This window comes from Levilactobacillus mulengensis, from assembly GCF_003946045.1.
Taxonomy (GTDB): domain Bacteria; phylum Bacillota; class Bacilli; order Lactobacillales; family Lactobacillaceae; genus Levilactobacillus; species Levilactobacillus mulengensis.
On sequence record NZ_RHNW01000003.1, the window covers coordinates 259,902 to 274,870 of the forward strand.

At 52.7% G+C, this 14,969-nt stretch carries 15 protein-coding genes; 9 read left to right on the forward strand and 6 right to left on the reverse strand.

Annotated elements, in window-relative coordinates; genetic code table 11:
• Positions 1-50: 50 nt before the first annotated feature.
• From EKM84_RS05075 to EKM84_RS05085, 3 genes are all read right to left on the reverse strand, one after another.
• Positions 51-2,624, reverse strand: coding sequence for an ABC transporter permease (locus EKM84_RS05075; protein WP_125764314.1), 2,574 nt, complete (start codon positions 2,622-2,624; stop codon positions 51-53).
• Between the two features lie 9 nt (positions 2,625-2,633).
• Positions 2,634-3,335: an ABC transporter ATP-binding protein gene (locus tag EKM84_RS05080; RefSeq protein WP_125764317.1), complete on the reverse strand. Its 702-nt coding sequence runs from the start codon at positions 3,333-3,335 to the stop codon at positions 2,634-2,636.
• A gap of 984 nt (positions 3,336-4,319) precedes the next feature.
• Positions 4,320-4,709, reverse strand: a complete 390-nt coding sequence (locus tag EKM84_RS05085; RefSeq protein ID WP_125764319.1) for a DUF2255 family protein — start codon at positions 4,707-4,709, stop codon at positions 4,320-4,322.
• 513 nt (positions 4,710-5,222) lie between these two features.
• Between EKM84_RS05085 and EKM84_RS05090 the strand changes: the two genes are divergently transcribed.
• The 4 genes from EKM84_RS05090 to EKM84_RS05105 all read left to right on the forward strand — a co-directional run bounded on the left by EKM84_RS05090 (position 5,223) and on the right by EKM84_RS05105 (position 8,400).
• Positions 5,223-6,068, forward strand: a complete 846-nt coding sequence (locus EKM84_RS05090) for an aldo/keto reductase family protein (protein ID WP_125764321.1) — start codon at positions 5,223-5,225, stop codon at positions 6,066-6,068.
• A gap of 19 nt (positions 6,069-6,087) precedes the next feature.
• Positions 6,088-7,095 carry an aldo/keto reductase gene (locus EKM84_RS05095; RefSeq protein ID WP_125764323.1) on the forward strand — a complete coding sequence of 336 codons (1,008 nt, stop codon included), beginning with the start codon at positions 6,088-6,090 and terminating at the stop codon, positions 7,093-7,095.
• A 233-nt stretch (positions 7,096-7,328) separates the two neighbouring features.
• On the forward strand, positions 7,329-7,916 hold the full coding sequence (locus tag EKM84_RS05100) for a sugar O-acetyltransferase (protein ID WP_125764325.1): 588 nt from the start codon (positions 7,329-7,331) through the stop codon (positions 7,914-7,916).
• On the forward strand, positions 7,906-8,400 hold the full coding sequence (locus EKM84_RS05105) for a cyclophilin-like fold protein (RefSeq protein ID WP_164511317.1): 495 nt from the start codon (positions 7,906-7,908) through the stop codon (positions 8,398-8,400). Before EKM84_RS05100 ends, EKM84_RS05105 begins: the two co-directional genes overlap by 11 nt.
• A 206-nt stretch (positions 8,401-8,606) precedes the next feature.
• Here the strand turns inward: EKM84_RS05105 and EKM84_RS05110 are convergent, their stop codons facing one another.
• Positions 8,607-9,488: a LysR family transcriptional regulator gene (locus tag EKM84_RS05110; protein ID WP_125764329.1), complete on the reverse strand. Its 882-nt coding sequence runs from the start codon at positions 9,486-9,488 to the stop codon at positions 8,607-8,609.
• A gap of 117 nt (positions 9,489-9,605) precedes the next feature.
• Between EKM84_RS05110 and EKM84_RS05115 the strand changes: the two genes are divergently transcribed.
• Both EKM84_RS05115 and EKM84_RS05120 read left to right on the forward strand, forming a co-directional pair.
• Entirely contained in the window at positions 9,606-9,983 is a 378-nt protein-coding gene (locus EKM84_RS05115) for a DUF2255 family protein (RefSeq protein WP_125764331.1), read from the forward strand.
• Positions 9,984-10,002: 19 nt separating this feature from the next.
• The gene (locus tag EKM84_RS05120; protein WP_164511318.1) at positions 10,003-10,356 is read left to right on the forward strand and encodes a MerR family transcriptional regulator; all 354 of its coding nucleotides are present in this window, start codon (positions 10,003-10,005) and stop codon (positions 10,354-10,356) included.
• 126 nt (positions 10,357-10,482) lie between these two features.
• Here the strand turns inward: EKM84_RS05120 and EKM84_RS05125 are convergent, their stop codons facing one another.
• The gene (locus EKM84_RS05125; protein WP_164511319.1) at positions 10,483-11,634 is read right to left on the reverse strand and encodes a low temperature requirement protein A; all 1,152 of its coding nucleotides are present in this window, start codon (positions 11,632-11,634) and stop codon (positions 10,483-10,485) included.
• Positions 11,635-11,992: 358 nt separating this feature from the next.
• On the opposite strand from EKM84_RS05125, the gene EKM84_RS05130 reads away from it, so the two are divergent.
• The 3 genes from EKM84_RS05130 to EKM84_RS05140 are packed head-to-tail and all read left to right on the forward strand — an operon-like array spanning position 11,993 to position 14,547.
• The gene (locus EKM84_RS05130; protein ID WP_125764337.1) at positions 11,993-12,940 is read left to right on the forward strand and encodes an aldo/keto reductase; all 948 of its coding nucleotides are present in this window, start codon (positions 11,993-11,995) and stop codon (positions 12,938-12,940) included.
• 35 nt (positions 12,941-12,975) lie between these two features.
• Positions 12,976-13,617 carry an NAD(P)H-binding protein gene (locus EKM84_RS05135; protein WP_125764339.1) on the forward strand — a complete coding sequence of 214 codons (642 nt, stop codon included), beginning with the start codon at positions 12,976-12,978 and terminating at the stop codon, positions 13,615-13,617.
• Positions 13,618-13,629: 12 nt separating this feature from the next.
• Positions 13,630-14,547 (forward strand): amidohydrolase family protein, encoded by a 918-nt coding sequence (locus EKM84_RS05140; RefSeq protein ID WP_125764341.1) that lies wholly within the window; start codon positions 13,630-13,632, stop codon positions 14,545-14,547.
• On the opposite strand, the gene EKM84_RS05145 is transcribed toward EKM84_RS05140, so the two are convergent.
• Positions 14,544-14,825: a type II toxin-antitoxin system Phd/YefM family antitoxin gene (locus EKM84_RS05145; protein WP_125764343.1), complete on the reverse strand. Its 282-nt coding sequence runs from the start codon at positions 14,823-14,825 to the stop codon at positions 14,544-14,546. The two genes, EKM84_RS05140 and EKM84_RS05145, sit on opposite strands and share 4 nt — an antisense overlap.
• Positions 14,826-14,969 lie beyond the last annotated feature (144 nt).

Consider the following 14,969-nt stretch of genomic DNA (forward strand, 5'->3'; position numbering starts at 1 on the left):
AGGTGAAACCTGTTTTTATGTGGTCATTATACGATTTTAGCAGATGATTTCTAATCCACCGAAGCCAACGCATCCAACATATTAATGTGCTTTAACTTGCGGTGCATGATGACCATGACTAGCAAACTGAACGCCAGCGTTAACAGGGCCGCGTAGACGTAGCTGATCCAGTGAATGCCCGGCGAGAACATGAGGCTGTCGGTCTCGGCGGTATTTAAAATGTAGCTGTGCAGCCAGTTTCCCAGGAAGCAGCCGAAGAAGATGCCCAGTCCGGTCAGAATTAGATTCTCGCGGAAGATGTACATCGTGACTTCGCCGTCGTAGAAGCCTAGCACCTTGATGGTCGACAACTCACGAATCCGTTCAGAAACGTTGATGTTGGTCAGGTTGTAGAGCACGACCAGGGCCAGCGCACCAGCCGCAACCACAAAGATGACGACGACCAGATCCATGGTGTCGAGCATCTGGAAGTTGTTTTTCTTCTCGGTGCTCAGCAGGGTCACGTTCAACATGCCCGGCGTCTTCAAGAGGTCGTTGGCAAAGGCGTTCTGCCGCTTCTGACTGTGGTGGGTGAACTGGACCAGGTTGCCATTATAAACGGGAGTCGCCGCAAAAAGCTGGTGGTAATAGCTGGGTGAGACATAAATGAAGTGATTGACGTAGTTTTCCGCAATGGCCGCGACGCGCACCCGCTTCACTTGACGGTTGCCGAGCTTCACGGGAAGGGTGTCACCGACCCGAACGTCATAGAGCTTGGCCAGCTTTTCATCGATAATGGCGCCGCGATTGTTCAGGTGGTAGGCCGCGTGGGTCTGCCGGTTGCGCAGGACGACGAAGTGATTGAGGTTTTGGGGATGTTGCGGCACGCTCAACGTGGCCGTTTGGTTGGCGACGTCCGCTCGTTCCACGGTGACCTGTGCCTGTTTCACAACCAGGTCCTTCTTTACCAGGGACTGGCGGTGGAGGGCGCGGCGCTGTTGCGCGGTCTGGGAACCGTTCCGCACCACGATGGCGTCGTAGTGCCAGAGCTGGTCAAATTGTTTCACGCTGATATCGCCAATGGAATCCTTCAGGCCAAAGCCCGTGATCATCATGGCCATACACCCCGCGATGCCCAGCACCGTCATGAGGAGGCGCTGCTTGTAACGAAAAAGGTTGCGCAGCGTGACCTTGTGATTGAAATTCAGGCGGTTCCACAGGCCGTGCCAGTGCTCCAGCCACAGCGTTTTCCCGGCCTTGGGCGCCTTCGGTTGCATTAACGTGGCTGGTAGACTGGTGAGGTCGACCCGTAAAACGAGCAGGGCGCTGCCAATCGTGCAGGCTAACGCAATCACGAGCGCAATCAGGATGTCGGCCCAGATGACCTGCACGCTGATGGCCGGCAGATTGTACATGCTGCCGTACGCTTGGGCAATGAACCGGGGGAAAAAGTTGACGCCAAAGCCCACGCCCAGCACCGTTCCCAGCAGGCTGGCGAGACCACCATACAGTAGAAATTCACTGCCGATGGCGGCATTGCTGTAGCCCAGGGCCTTGAGTGTGCCCATCTGGACCCGGAGCTCGGCCACCATCCGCGTCATGGTCGTCAGGCAGATCAGCGCGGCAATCGCAATGAAAAATAGTGGAAAGACCGTCGACAGGGCGACGACCCGCTGCGTGTTTTCGTGGTATTCGCTGTAGCCGGGGTTGGCGGCGCGACCAGTCACCAAGTAGGTCGGTCGCCCAATCGCGGCAATCTTGGCCTGGGCCTGCTTGATCTGGGCTTGGGCCTTCGTCAAAATTGGCGAGCCAGCCGGTAGCTGCTGGGCCAACGCCTGAACCTTGGCGATTTGGGGTGCCAGTTGGGCGCGGGCCTGTCGTTGTAATTGGGCCTGACGTTTAGCGGCTTGTGGTTTTAGCCAATGCTTGAGTTTGGCCGTATTGGTCCGATTCAACCGCTTGTATTTGGCGGTGTAGGGGGTCACGCCCTGCAGATTTTTAAAGCCCACGTCGATGCGACTGGCGACGGTCTGCGTCAGCGTTCCCGGCTTGACCAGCGCAAAGTAATCCAGCGTGCCCTTGCCCACGGTCGTCACGCCGCGGGTGGTCTTCTCGATGTAGCGTGGCGAGTTGACGAAGCCCACGATTTTAAACGTCCGCCGCTTGAACTGGCGGTTTAGCGCGCTAGTCGTGGCGATGTGGTAGGTCGATTCCAGCTTGAGTTTCGGCTGAAGCGTTCGTGCCTGTTGATCCAAGACGATTTCGTTGGCCTGCCGCGGCAGATGGCCACTAATGACGGTCACCCGATTAAGGGACCCGCTGGGCATTTCCGCGACCCGCACGACCTGATTATTGTTTAGTTGATTGATATCTAAGTATTTTACGGCTTGATAGCTTAATTGCTCTCGATGCTGGTGCAAGACGGCCAGGTCCTTTTTCGTCAGACCTGCCGTGGACTGGACGCTGTTGGTCGCCAGGTTCTGGTCGGCATAGTAATCCGTGGCCGCCTGCAGCATGTCCGGACCGGTCGCCCGAATCCCGGTATAGAAGGCCACACCCAGAAAAATGATCAGCATGATCGAGATGAAACGGGCCTTCGAGTGGCCAATTTCACGCCATAAAACGCGCCAATAACTCTTTGTCATGGTCATCACCTACCATTCAATGTCGGCAATCGGTGTCGGCTGGGGATTCTGCTGAATCGACTGGACCTGGGCGTCGTTGATGTGAATGATCTGGTCGCCCATCTTGGCAATCGCGCCGTTGTGGGTCACGATGATGACGGTCATGTTGGTCTGGCGGGCGCCGTCCTGAATGACCTGCAGCACCTGTTTGCCCGTTTGGTAATCCAGGGCGCCGGTGGGCTCGTCACACAGGAGGAGCTTGGGGTTCTTGGCGATGGCCCGGGCAATGGCGACCCGTTGCTGTTCACCGCCGGACAGTTGTGCCGGGAAGTTCTTGGCGCGGTCGGTCAGGCCGACCAGTCCCAGCGTCTCGTCCACGTCGCGGGCATCGCTGGTAATTTGCGACGCCAGCTCGACGTTTTCCTTGGCGGTCAGGTTGGGGACCAGGTTATAAAATTGAAAGACAAACCCCACGTCCTGGCGGCGGTAGGTGGTCAGCTGTTTGGCGGTAAATTGGGCGATGTCGGTGCCGTCAATCAGGACTTGCCCGTCGGTGGGGGTGTCCATGCCACCGAGAATGTTGAGCAGGGTGGATTTACCGGCGCCACTGGGTCCGAGAATCGTGACGACTTGGCCGCGTTCCACGCTAAAGGAGATGTCGTGGTTGGCGGTGGTGATCTGGTCGCCTTGGGTGAATTGTCTGGTTTCGTGTTTGACTTCTATGTAGGCCATAATCAGGTCTCTCTTTCTAAATTGATTTTGGGCTAAACTAGTTTTTATTTGCGCCTCCGGGCCGGTGAAAATGGGCCGTGACGCTGTGGGCGCCCGCCTGGAGCCAAAGGGCGGTCTCCAGGCTTACTTTGAGCCTCCAAAGGCGAGTCTCAAAGATAGCAGTTGCCTAGGCGGCAGAGCCACCAAGGCAACTCCCACGGCTGAGCCCATTTTCACCAACCCTGCGGCTGACGCTGGTTTAGCCCGAATTCTGTGGTCGTTACTAGCTATTCCGTTTGTCAGTCGTAAATTGGGGCATGCGTTCCCGGCGGCGGGCTCAAAGCGCCCTGCTGTGGGGCCGGCTTCAGCCTGAGGAGCGGGCTTCCACCTCAACTTTGAGCCAAAAGGCGGTCTCAAAGGTCGCCCCATGGCCTAAGCTGAGTGAGAAACCTCAGCTAAGGCCATCGACACAGCTGGTCACTTTGATCCGCCTCTGGTCACTAACACTAACCGGGTTGGCCCATTTTCACTAACCCTGTGGCTGACACTGGTTTAGCCCGAATGTAGGTCGTTGCCTGGTCGTGTTGAACTGGATGGTATGGGGGACAGACTTTGCTTTGAAATTAAATTTAGCAATAAGTTAATTGTAGGCTGAAAGCAGGACTAGTACAACGGAAAACGGTTACAAAAGGTGACAAAAACAAGCAATCCCCAGTTATGAAGGATTGCTTGTTTTGAGTGAATCTATTTAGAGTGTCACATATATTAAAGTTGATTAGTTACCTCGTTGGGCTAAGCAGATGTTAGCCGGAGGGCGGATGAAAATGTGGCCAGCCGTGGGAATTGCCTTAGTGGCGGTCTTGGCCGCTTAGGCAATTGGTATCTTTGAGACACGATTCTCAGTGGCTCAAAGTAAGTCCGAAGACCGTTCTTTGGCTTCGGGCGTCCGCCCACAGCGTTCCGCTCTCATTTTCACCCGCCCGGAGGCGCTGAACGTCACTTGTCCTAGCGAGGTAAGACGTGGAGGGTGGCGTAGGTGGGGCCTGCCGAAATCATCTTAGGCAGTGAGTTCTGCCCGTCATACTTGGCCTTGTAGGCTGCGGTGATCTTGGCATCTAGTTCAGCGGAGTGGTCAGCCATTTCAAATTGGGCCGCAAAGTCGTGGTCGCCGACACTGATTTCACCAGCATTTTGGGCAGTCGCTGCCATGAACCACTTGGTTTGGTCGCCGTTCCAGCCGCGGGAGTAGACGTTGCCATCAACGACGACTTCCCAGACGGGAGATTCTTCTTCGAAGGTAGCCATGTCGGGGTTAAAAGGCTTCATCGTTAATGTTTTGTTGTTTAAAAAGATATCTAATTGTTCAGTAGTCCATTGCGTAGTTGTTGTATCCATGATTAAATTCCTCCATTTAAATACGAGTTCGAGTCAGCGGTTGATTATCCGCGTCTGCGAGAACACGGAGAATTTTTTTTACTTTCTTCACTTACAATTGGTAAGTATATGCCGTTTAAATATAATTGCAAATATCCATAATGATTAAAATGGCAAATATGAATGGAATATTAAAGGTAAGTCAACGCTGATGAATGCTTAAAAATCCCGCCATTAAAGGAATTAAGACGATTTAGCACGTGATTAGTGAATAGACCGAAAAATCATTTAAATAAATTAACTGATTGGGTGATAAATCACGAAAAAAGTTGCTGATTCCCCTTGCCTTAGACCAACACGAAGGTACTATACTCAGAAATATAAGCGATAGGCTTGGCTGTTAGTTAAGCTGAAAATAAGTGATTCATGTGAGTGACCACAGCAGGTCGTCTTGAGCCCGCCGGCGGGAACGAAAGCAGTGAGCCAGTTATTTTTACGCAAACCAAGCTTATTAGCGTTGAGGAGGAACTAAAAATGCCAACAATTACGGATACGTTTGATTTAAACAACGGCTTGAAGATGCCTAAGGTTGGATTCGGAACCTGGCAAACCAAGCCTGGCAAGGAAACGGTTAATGCCGTCAGCAATGCTTTAAAGGCCGGCTACCGGTTTATCGATACCGCTAAGGCTTACCAAAACGAACAGAGTGTCGGCGAGGCCATTGCCGCTAGTGGCGTGGCGCGTGAGGCTATTTTCGTTCAAACCAAGCTGCCCGCTGAATCCAAGACCTACGACGAAGCTATCGCTGATTTTAACAGTAGTTTGGCTGCACTGAACCTGGACTACGTGGACTCTTACATTATCCATGCGCCATGGCCATGGGCCCAAATGGGTTCCAACCATGATGCCGAGAACCGCGACGTTTGGCGGGCTATGCAAGACATTTACAACAGTGGCCGGGCCAAGTCCGTTGGGGTGTCCAACTTTAATTCACATGACCTGGAAAACCTGTTGACTTGGGATGGTCTGACCGTCAAGCCAGCCGTTGATCAGATTCAATACTTTGTCGGCCATACGCAGGACAGTATCGTTAAGACCGCTGAAGCCAACGATATCGTGGTGCAAGCCTACTCACCATTGGCTACCGGTGGCTTGGTCGACAGCCCAGAACTGGAACGGGTCGCTGGCAACTACGGCGTCTCAATCCCACAACTGGCCTTACGCTTCGTCATCCAAAATGGTGTCGCACCACTCCCAAAGGCCCGGGCAATGGCCCACGTCGAAGCCAACGCCCAACTCGACTTCGAAATCAACGACAAGGACATGGCGTTCTTGAACCGGTTGAGTGACGCTAACGGTTGGCATCCAGTAGGAGATTAGAAAGGAAGCACCGAGTATTATGGATTACGTGAAATTAGGGCATACGGGATTAGACGTCTCGCGCCTGTGTCTAGGGACAATGGGATTTGGTAACGCGTCTACGGGGATGTTCCCCTGGGCCGTCGATGAAGAACACAGCGAGCAAGTCATTCAAAAGGCTTTAGACCTGGGCATCAACTTCTTTGATACGGCCAACATTTATTCACATGGGGACAGCGAACGGTTCGTGGGCCGAGCACTCAAGAAGTTCGCTAACCGTGATGAAATCGTGCTGGCCACCAAAGTGTTCTTTACGCCAAACGAAGCGCCCAACGTTGCCGGTCTCTCACGCAAGGCCATCTTTTCTCAAATCGACCAGAGTCTAAAACGCCTGCAAACGGATTACGTCGACCTCTACATCATTCATCGGTGGGATTACACGACGCCAATCGAAGAAACGATGGAAGCCTTAAACGATGTCGTCAAGTCCGGTAAGGTTCGCTACATTGGGGCTTCCGCGATGTTTGCTTGGCAGTTTGAAAAGGCCCAAGCCGTTGCCGAAGCCCATGGCTGGACGAAGTTTGTCTCCATGCAGAACCATTTGAACCTGTTGTATCGGGAAGAAGAACGGGAAATGTTGCCGTTATGTGCCGACCAAGGCATCGCGGTGACCCCGTACAGCCCGCTAGCTTCTGGTCGCTTGACCCGTGACTGGGCAGGCGAGACCAAGCGTTACGCTACGGACAAAGTTGCTCGATCTAAATATGATGACAGTAAGCAATTGGACATGCCAATCATTCAACGGGTCGGTGAAGTTGCCGACAAGTACGGTGTTGACCGCGTTCAGGTCGCATTGGCTTGGCTGTTGCAAAAGCAGACCGTGACGGCGCCAATCATTGGGGCAACGAAGATTTCTCACTTGTTAGGTGCCGTGAAGGCGTTAGATTTGACGCTCAGTTCCGAAGACGTCCAGTACCTGGAGGAGCCTTATGTCCCACATGAACTGGTAGGGCCACTGGCATCAGATGATACGAATTTTCAACGTTAAAAGTAGCAACAGGATTTAGTAACGAAGTCAAAACAATTCGAACTTACGCGTATTACCTATCAGAAAGAAGCTCAACCGACGATCCCCCGGTCTCGGTTGGGCTTTTTTCGTGCATGATTAAGTTGAGCCTAATGCTATGCTTTAAAGTTATATGAAGCAATTTAATTTAAGCATTTGATATATCTAATCAGCCTCCCTATACTAACAGGTATCAGTAAAAGGAGGCAACGACGATGACCGAACCAGCAATTTTTCAACGGGCCTTGTCCGGCAAGCCATTAGATTTCACCGGTGAGGACTTTCAAATCATTAATCAGACCGTGCAACGGACGCAGGAGCTGCTAAAAAAATTCAACCACATTGACCAGACCAACGAGCAGCGGCGTGCCACGCTCAGTCAAGTTGTGGGCTACAGTGTCCCCGAGTCGACCGAGGTGAATGCGCCGGTACACAGTGATTTTGGACCACACATTTTTATTGGCGAAAATGTCTATGTCAATCAGGGCGTGATGTTCGTGGACTTAGGCGGCATTTATTTAGCAGATGGCGCGTTGATTGGTCCTGGCGCCTCGTTGATCACGGTCAATCACGTTGAAGACCCCGCCCATCGCCGCGATGTCTATGCCCGGTCGATCCACATCGAAAAGAACGCTTGGGTCGGCGCCAACGCCATGGTCCTGCCGGGGGTGACGGTTGGCGAAAATGCCATTGTGGGGGCTGGTGCCATCGTGACCAAAGATGTGCCGGCCAACGTCATTGTCGTGGGGTCACCAGCTAAAGTCCTGCGACGGGTGAAGGGGGCTCCCACGGATGATGCTTAAAAAACTAAGCTTGGTTGCGGTGGCAATCTTAGGATTGACTGGTTGTGCCGCGCCGCAATCTCCAACGAAGGGCACAAAAGCGGCTGAAGCCTCCACGAGGTCTAAACGACCCGCCACGACTCGTGTTCAGGTGACGATTGCCGGGCACCATTTAACGGCACAGCTGAATCGGAGTCAACCCGCGCGGCAGTTGCGGCGCCGGCTGCCGGCAACGTTTCACTTTAACGGCATGGGGGCGGGCGACCCCGAGAAGACGAGTGATTTGCAGCACACTTTACGTTACCAACAAACGCCAAGTGGCGCGAATCCGCGGCCGGGCGACATTGCCTACTGGTCGCCACAGCCACGGCTCGTTTTTTACTGGGGGGATGTCGACTACTATGAGGGTATCCACATTCTAGGTCACTTCGACCAGCGAAAACGAGCCATCAAGATTATTCGCCAGCAACGGCGGCCGTTTACGGTCAAAATTTCAGCAGAATAGAGAGAACGGGCGCAAGGTGTCCCGAAAATACGAAAAGGTCTGAGACGAAATCCCAGGCCTTTTGTGTTTCCTAATTTATATTATTGAAACGTGCGCCAAAAGGCAGTCAACTCCGCTTAAACCCGATAAACAAATAATCCAAAACCGGGATTATTCGACTATCGACGTTAGTGCTCACCAGCTAACCGTCTTCTGTCCCACTCTTTTTAGTTTTCAGCGGGTGTTAACTCGGCTCGAATCTGTTCCAAGAGGGCTTGCGCGGCGGTTGACAGGCGTTGGCCCTTTAACCAGACCAGACTGGAGCCGGATGAGGTCCGCGGTTCAATCGGCACGAAGGCCAGGTCGGATTGATTGGTGTTGATGATGCCATCTAATCCCAGCGCACTACCGACGCCGGCCGAGACCAGCAGCGACGCATTGTATAGTAGATTATAGGTTGCTGTGACCTCCAAGTCATCCCATTCCAGGCCAAAGAGGGCGTGAATTCGGCGACTACCGCCTTGCTGCGGCAAAATGAGCTTGGTGCGCGCGACATCCTCGAGGCTCACCGTGTTCTGTTGCGCTAATGGTGAGCGGCTCTGGACCAACAGTCCCCAGCGACTCTCACCCGGTAAGCGTAAGAAGTCGTAGTCGGCCTTGTCGGTGGGCTCCATGACGACGCCGAAGTCGAAGACGCCCGAGCTTAATTGTTGGTGAATTTCACTGGCGTCGGTGCTGACGAGATTGATCTGCACGTGGGGATGCACCTGATTTAGGTGACCAATGGCTTGGGCCACGGTCAACATGCTACGCGCCTCGGCACTCCCAACGAAGACGGACCCGCTGACATCCTGTTCCTGGTGGATGTTGGCCATCGTTTTATCGGTCAAAGACAGGATCTGTTTGGCCTGATTGGCAAAATAGTCGCCGTCTGCCGTGAGCTGAATGGTGCGATTACCGCGCTCAAAGAGGACCGTTCCCAGTTCGGCCTCCAGCTCTTTCAACTGACGGGAAACGGTGGGTTGCGAGACGTGGAGACGGTCCGACGCCTTGCTAATGTTTTTTTCCTGAACGACCATCAAAAAGTAACGTAATACCCGGAGTTCCATCGTCGCCATCTCCTATAGCTAATTTGTATACCATTTGATTTAATCTAAGCATTCGACATATCAAAAGTCAAGCCATAAGATAGGACTTGTAGATAACAGCAGAAAGGAAGGGATCACATGGAAAAGTGGACAGCGTCACGCCTCCAGGTCTTCGCCGTGGCCGATGACATGCGCATCTCACCATTTTACAGCGACGGCAAGACTTACGGCACGCCGACCTGGATCTGGTCCGTGGTCGTCGGTGACCACCTATATGTCCGCGCTTGGAACGGTCAGCGTTCGTCATGGTATCAGTCGGCGATCAACCAACGCGCCGGGCGAATCTACCTGAATGGCTGTAACTTCAAGGTTAATTTTTGCCCAGTTCAGGGGAATGTTGAATTGACAGTGAAAATCGACGCCGCTTATCGTCAAAAGTATGGGCACAGCGCCTACGTCCAACCCATGCTCCAGGCGGGACCACAGTCGGCGACCATCGAAATTTTACCAGCATAGAAAGCGAGGGGAAATCCAAATGAAAATCAATGAGGCCGCAAAACAGCTCCAGACCAGTGCATGGACACTGCGTTATTATGAACAGGTTGGGATTATGGTGCCGGTCGCGAGAATCAGTGGCATGCGTGATTACACGGCCGCAGATATTGCCCAGATCAAGGATATCTTGGATCTGCGTGATTGTGGCGTCACAATTGAGGAGATCAAGCAGCTTCAGGCCGAAGACTCAATTGCAGGCCAACGTCAGATTTTGACCACACAGGCCACCGAATTACGCGCCCAAATTGATCAGCTACAGGATTCCCTCGAACGCCTAGAAATGAAGATTACCCGGTTACCAACGCAGACACTGCAGGTGAGTGGAGAGGTATAACTAAAAATCGTCACGTCCCATTTAGCGGGCGTGGCGTTTTTTGTGTTTAGAGATTCTTCGTCTATATTTTCAACGATTATTGTGGTTGGAGTGCTATCTAGCTCCAATTTCAAATCACGCTAGCGCTTAGCTGGTAACTGCCCAGTTCCAGACGCCAATGGTGAGCAGAATCACATCGACCAGGAGGAGGCCGAGAAAGACCGGCGCTACCAGCATGATCAGAATGCCGACGATTCCCAGCAACAGCCATTTGACCTTAGTTGCCGGGAGTGGGGTGACGTTGTACAGCTTAGGCGTCGTCAGGGCCAGCAGAGCACAGAGAATTAACGCCGTGACGATGACTAACCCGCGGTAGTAGACCGCCTCGCCGGATTCCAACGTTTGGGCAATGAAGAATGACTGGAGCGTCAGGCAGGCAATCAGAAAGCGGTGAACGCCGCGGAACAGGGAAATCGGCCAGTAGCGGTGGGCAATGACCTCCCGCTCGTCCATCAACGTATAGTAGATCATCCAGGTGCCGATGATGCAGACCATAGCGATGACAAAGTGGGTGTAGTCGGCCAGATGCGTGTGTTCTTCGGCCATGTGCTCGATGATGCCGGCCAACGATTCACCCAGCACAATCATGGTGAAGAGGCCGTAGCGTTCTAGAATCGCCGAGTTAAGTTCAAAGGGAATTTGCCGTTGACGGAATTCTCGGTCGAAGTTGCCGCTCTCGGCCATAACCGTGCTGACAAAAATGAGGAGGCTGACGATGATCAAGCCCTGTTGGACGACCATATTGGGCACGGCAATGCTGCCAATGAACAGGGCTTCGCCAACGACATAAGCGATCAGGAAGGGCCGCGTCGTCGTGGCGTGTAGTGGATCGGCAATCATCGTTCTTAAGTAGAGGTACATATAAATTAACTGGTTAAAGGAATAGGCGAGGATAAAACCAGTGTAGTGACCGGCGAAAACATCCGGCGTAAAGGTGGCGGTAACGGCAATTGCGATGATTTGTAAAAGCGCGAAGAAGACATTCCGCAGATTATTTTTACCGTGCAGGTCGAAGTAGAGCACCATGTTGGTCCAGGTGTTGAAGAAGAATAGGAAGAGCACCCAGAACGTGACGAACCCGTACAGATTAAAGTGTTCCGAAAGGTTTTCCACGAAGCTGTGGATGATGACGACGTAGACCAGGTCTGAAAATAGCTCCAGCCAGGAGATCTTACGGTTTTCGATAGTGTTGGTGATGGTGCGGGGAGCGCCCCACCAGGATTCAGGCTTATTACGCACGTGAATACCTCCGTTAGGTTTAGTTCTAAGACTGCCTTGAAAGGGCTCAGGGCGTCGGTCACCAGGTGCGACAATACTACGGTTGGCATGACACCACAAAAGGTATTCACAAATTGAATAGCAAGCCATTAGAACTAAGTATTTTACATTATTATTGGTCACCGGTATGATAATGTCAATGAAATGATTCTTAAGGGAACCATTCAGTCTAACAAGTATCTAGTTAAATCGTTGCGGGCCACAATCAAGTGAACGATCTTTATTGCGCGCGACCGCGGGTGGTTTGGCTACAAAGAGTGACAATTAGACTTGTCCGTGTGATGGACTGATCGACTTGAATAATAAAGGAGCGCTAAAGATGACAACTCGTCATGAACCAAAGATTGCATTGGGAACCTGGGCCTGGGGAGATACCCCTACTGGCCAAGTGTTCGGAAACTATTTGACTGCCGCCGACCTGAAACCGGTCGTAGACGATGCTATGGCCGCTGGATTAACGTTGTGGGACACGGCTTACGCGTACGGTTCCGGCGAGTCCGAAAGTAAACTGGGTGAGCTGCTGAAGGGCTATTCGCGTGACAGCTACCAACTCTCCACGAAGTTTACGCCCCAGATGGCCGCGGGCGACAGTGATCACGAAGTCGCCGACATGCTGGCTGGCAGTCTGAAGCGTCTCAACACGGACTTCATCGATATTTACTGGATTCATAATCCGGCCGACGTTGAAAAATGGACGCCGCAACTGATTCCACTCGTGAAGAGCGGCAAGATCAAGCGCGTCGGCGTGTCCAATCACAACTTGGCGCAAATCAAACGAGCCAACGAGATTCTTGGGGAAGCCGGCATTCAAATTTCCGCGGTGCAAAATCACTTTAGTCTGCTGTACCGGTCATCCGAAGAAGCTGGGATTATCGACTACTGCCGCGAACACGACATCACGTTCTTTGCCTACATGGTGCTGGAACAGGGCTTGCTGAGTGGCCGCTACGACGTGGACCATCCACTCCCAGCCGACAGTATGCGCGGGAACATTTACAACGCCGTCTTGCCCCAGGTCAGTGCCTTGACGGCTGGTTTACGCGAAATCGGTGCGACCCAGAACGCGTCCACTGCCGAGGTGGCGACGGCCTATGCGATTGCTAAGGGCACCACGCCAATTATTGGGGTGACCAAGGCCAAGTACATTCCGAGCGAAGCCAAGGCGATGGCACTGAACTTGAGTGCAGCGGATATTAGCAAATTGGAAGCCTTAGCGCAAGCCGCTAACGTTGATACCAAAGGGTCTTGGGAAGCACCCATGGCCTAAGCTGTTTGTGAAAAAAACTGGAGGAAAGTTATAAAATGACTAAAATTATGATTCTCGGTGCCCATGGCGCCATGGCCCGCATCTTAACGGACCGTTTATTAAACGAAACAACTGACACCCTGACCTTATTCCTGCGGGATGCCGCGCGGTTGAGCCAATACGATGATAATGACCGGGTCACCCTGGTCGATGGCGACGTGCATGACACGGCAACAGTTGCTAAGGCGATGGCTGACGCAGACATTGTGTACTCCAACCTAGGTGGTCAGGACCTCGACGTCCAGACACAGAGCGTGGTCGATGCCATGCACCAAACGGGCAAGCAACGGTTCCTTTACATCAGCTCACTCGGCGCCCAGAACGAAGTTGGCGGTAAATTTGGCGAGTGGAATGAAGGGATGATTGGCGCTTATTTACCAGCTTTCCGCAGAACGGCGGACCTGGTTGCCAAGTCCGGATTGACGTACACCGAAATTCGGCCAGCCTGGTTGACGAACAACGATGAGGTCGACTACGAAACGTTGACGGTGGCTGAGGGCTTCAAGGGTACCGAGGTTTCCCGCCAGAGTGTGGCGGACTTTGCCTTCAACGTGATCCAAGCACCTGACACCTTCCAGAATGCGAGTGTTGGGCTGGACAAGGCCGGGACTGCTGGCGACCAACCTAGCTGGTTTTAAGGGGGCAACACGATGACTGTTATTGATGTCTTTGCGCACGTGTTGCCACCGAAATTTTTAGCCCGGATGGACGCCATTCACCCGGACGTTTTGGCGAATTTTCCGTATATGAAAAATCAGCTGTTAACGGACGTGGCGCAACACCGCGCATCGTTACCGGCTGATCATCAACAGATTATTTCGGCGGTTAATTTGAACCCCAAAGACTTTGTGGACCCGGAACAGGCAGCCGAATTCTGCCGCGCCGCTAACGATGAAATTGCGGCCACGGTTCGCACCAACCGTGATATTTTCCCAGCCGGCGTGGCGATGCTGCCCATGAACAACGTGCCCGCCGCGTTAAAGATCATCGACGAACAGGTTGCCGGTAGTGATGCCTTGGTCGGAGTTCAGCTCTTCACGCAGGCCATGGGGGAACCCATCACGGCTGCGGCGTATGAACCGATCTTTGCCAAGATGGCGGCAATCAACGCGCCCATCTGGCTGCATCCCGTGTTTGACATGCGCAAGCCGGATAACAACCTGACCTTTAGCTGGGAATACGAGCTGACGCAAGCCATGTACGGCATTGTGGCGGCCCACTATTTCCGCAAGTATCCGGGATTAAAGGTCATCGTCCACCACGCCGGGGCGATGGTGCCATACTTTAGTCAACGCATCAAGTATATTCAAACCGCGGAAGACTACGCGGACTTCCAGAAATTTTACGTGGATACGGCTATCTTAGGCAATCCATTGGCCTTGGATCTCGCCGCCGATTTCTTTGGTAGCGACCATGTCTTATTCGGAACTGACTCGCCATTTGGCATTCCACCAGTTGGCCCGACGGCAGTGATCGAACAGGCCGTGAATGAGATGACGGTCACGGCGGACCAGAAGCAGGCTATTTTTAGCGGCAACTGGCAACGGCTGTTAGCGAGCCTGGACTAATCCTGAGCGTGTAAGTGAGCTGATTCGGCTGGCGTTAAGGTGTGTGTTTGCCCGCGGTCGGCCTGGGCTAGAGACTGTTCTAAGTCTTGGCGATTGGCTTCGGTGCTCAGTAGGTGGACCATTTCTTGCCAGGAGTTGAATTCGGCTTCGCTCATGATGACGACATTCTTATTATCTGGTCTGCGGACAATGATGTGGTCGTTATGGGCAACGATGTTATCGGCCAACGCGCTTAAATTTTTCTGAGCATTATTAATATCAGTGGTGAATACGGACATGACGGTCTTCCTTTCAATTTTGAACGATCTGTTCGCAGTATAGCATGACTGGCAGAAAGTGGCTGAAAATAGCAATAAAGGAGTGTGTCAAAGCAAATGATGACGGAACACGAAAAATTGTTGGCGGGTCAGGACTACGATTAC